Raw genomic sequence first — 2,411 nt, 5'->3', positions numbered from 1 at the left:
CCTCGTGCTCCCTGTCTGCAACCTGCACGGCATGCAGCTCCATCTCGCGGAGATTTCACGCACGGTCGCGCAGGGCGCTCACGCCGTCCTCATTGTGGATCAGGCCGCATGGCATACCAGTCAGAAGCTGGATGTTCCCTACAATATCACCATTCTCCCGCTGCCTCCCCGGGCTCCTGAACTGAACCCGGTGGAAAATCTCTGGCAGTTCCTGCGCAATACATGGCTCTCAAACAGGATCTTCAGAACCTATGACGATATCGTTGATATCGCCTGCCATGCCTGGAACCAGCTCGTCAATCAACCATGGCGCATCATGTCAATCGGACTGCGCAATTGGGCTCATGGGTTATAGCAATCAACGGTTGGTATAAGCCATGTCACCTGTGACGGCGCGCCCCTGCCCGCAACCGGCACAATTGACATGGTGGATGACGGACAGTCCCATGATGTTGCGGTCACGCTGGGACCGCAGCCCGTCACATGAATGCGTGCCGCGACCTGTTTGCATCCGTCAGGTATTCATTCGTGAAGGGATGGGAAGAAAACCGAAAAACCATTCAACAGGCCATTCGTTAGTCGAGCATGAGGGTGCCCTGTCTTTTCCCTGAACGGAACAGGGATGCACAGGCCACCCCAATTCCGTAATGGAGAACGATCATGCCCCGTGAACCGCATGTTCATGCACAACGTCCCTATCCGCTGCACGCACCCGAAGGTCATGCCACCCACACCCCGGATGGCAAGACCACCAGCACCGGCCAGCCCCGCGCGGGCGAGGACGAACCGGAATCCACCCGCGACAATGATGAGCGGGTCGAAGCCACCAGTCACAAGGGAAAACATCAGGACCAGGCCGGATGTGACGAACACGCCACCGATCACGCGCCAGCGAAGGACAACACGCCCGAACAACCATGAATACGCGGTAGCACACATACGCAAGCGGTCTTTTCCCGGTCCGCCGTCACCGTGCCGTCAGAGTCATGTTGCAGGCAACGGACAGGCGCGCCAGGCACATGGGAAAGGCCCGCGTCGCCGGGATCTTTGGACATTCGGCAAACCGGTTGCGCCGGTTCATGTATTCGTATCCCGCCGCATGGGTTATTTCTTTATCAACTGCGCCTGTATGGCTGGTATTCGCCCTGTTCTGGCAAACAGGATGCAACCTTTCGATCCATGAATGCTTTTGTGGTCAGTCCATCTTCATCAATGAAAGAAGACGATACCATGGCAAAAACAATGCATTACGCCCTGCTGGCGGCAATCATGGCCAGTGCGCCGGTCATGACCCCCATCGTGGCCATGGCACAGACCGATATGGAAACCGTACCTGCGCCAACGGCCGGTTCCGCCGCATCGGAAGTAGGCAAGAACCCGCCTTCCGCCACGTCACGCAACGGCCAGCGGGTGGAACCGTCGGACAAGTTGTGGAACAACCCGCGCACCGTGCAGGAACAGCCCGGTACGCAGCCACCAAGCAATGATGAAACGACACATCACAAGCGCATGCGCGACAGTTACGGTCGCAGCAGTCATGGCGGAAACAAGACCCCTTCGCCCGCAGATAGTGGTGAACAGTAACGTATTACTGAAAATACCCCGGTCTGACCGGCAGGGGAACAGGCGACACGGGCCGGGTTTCCCACACGCAAGCCAGATGAGAACGGTCATGTTTACATCTTTCCCCTACACCACCGGCCAGCCACCGCTGCCGCCGCCCGGTCCGTCCCACCCACGCGACTATCCTCCGCCGGGACCACAGGATCCGTTTCCATTTGACACACCGGACCGGCCACCACCCCCGCTTAACAACAACGCCCGCAACAGACTGACAGACGGGCGTTCATACCCGCAAGGAACCATGGCCATGCAGGACAGACCAGATCCCGACAAGGCAAAACCGCAGACTCCTGCTGAAAAACAGGAAGATGAAGGTCGCGACGAAGCACTGGATGAAAGCTTTCCCGCAAGTGATCCCCCCTCACAGGGGCGGACGACGGGACCAAACAAATAATACCAACCGTTGATTGCTATAACCCATGAGCCCAATTGCGCAGTCCGATTGACATGATGCGCCATGGTTGATTGACGAGCTGGTTCCAGGCATGGCAGGCGATATCAACGATATCGTCATAGGTTCTGAAGATCCTGTTTGAGAGCCATGTATTGCGCAGGAACTGCCAGAGATTTTCCACCGGGTTCAGTTCAGGAGCCCGGGGAGGCAGCGGGAGAATGGTGATATTGTAGGGAACATCCAGCTTCTGACTGGTATGCCATGCGGCCTGATCCACAATGAGGACGGCGTGAGCGCCCTGCGCGACCGTGCGTGAAATCTCCGCGAGATGGAGCTGCATGCCGTGCAGGTTGCAGACAGGGAGCACGAGGCCTGCGGCCGCTCCCTTTTCAGG

General features: G+C 57.9%; 6 protein-coding genes. 4 read left to right on the top strand and 2 right to left on the bottom strand.

Going from position 1 to position 2,411, the window contains the following annotated elements; genetic code table 11:
• Positions 1-355 (top strand): transposase (locus GEU01_RS20800; RefSeq protein WP_019086449.1); only part of this gene is annotated, 355 nt, incomplete at its 5' end.
• Positions 356-358: 3 nt separating this feature from the next.
• Here the strand turns inward: GEU01_RS20800 and GEU01_RS26025 are convergent.
• The gene (locus GEU01_RS26025) at positions 359-511 is read right to left on the bottom strand and encodes a hypothetical protein (RefSeq protein WP_019087560.1); all 153 of its coding nucleotides are present in this window, start codon (positions 509-511) and stop codon (positions 359-361) included.
• A gap of 149 nt (positions 512-660) precedes the next feature.
• Here GEU01_RS26025 and GEU01_RS20790 point away from each other — a divergent pair, with 149 nt between their 5' ends.
• From GEU01_RS20790 to GEU01_RS27145, 3 genes are all read left to right on the top strand, one after another.
• Entirely contained in the window at positions 661-921 is a 261-nt protein-coding gene (locus tag GEU01_RS20790; RefSeq protein ID WP_010507417.1) for a hypothetical protein, read from the top strand.
• A 309-nt stretch (positions 922-1,230) separates the two neighbouring features.
• Positions 1,231-1,584, top strand: a complete 354-nt coding sequence (locus GEU01_RS20780; RefSeq protein ID WP_187293517.1) for a hypothetical protein — start codon at positions 1,231-1,233, stop codon at positions 1,582-1,584.
• Between the two features lie 286 nt (positions 1,585-1,870).
• Entirely contained in the window at positions 1,871-2,017 is a 147-nt protein-coding gene (locus GEU01_RS27145; protein ID WP_162838762.1) for a hypothetical protein, read from the top strand.
• 16 nt (positions 2,018-2,033) lie between these two features.
• Here GEU01_RS27145 and GEU01_RS20775 read toward each other — a convergent pair.
• Positions 2,034-2,411: transposase (locus GEU01_RS20775; RefSeq protein WP_019087559.1), on the bottom strand; the 378-nt coding region annotated here is incomplete at its 5' end.

Origin of the sequence: Komagataeibacter europaeus LMG 18890 (assembly GCF_000285295.1) — a bacterium.
Taxonomy (GTDB): domain Bacteria; phylum Pseudomonadota; class Alphaproteobacteria; order Acetobacterales; family Acetobacteraceae; genus Komagataeibacter; species Komagataeibacter europaeus.
The sequence above is the reverse complement of the archived record's forward strand: the minus strand, read 5'-3'. Positions and strand labels throughout refer to the sequence as shown.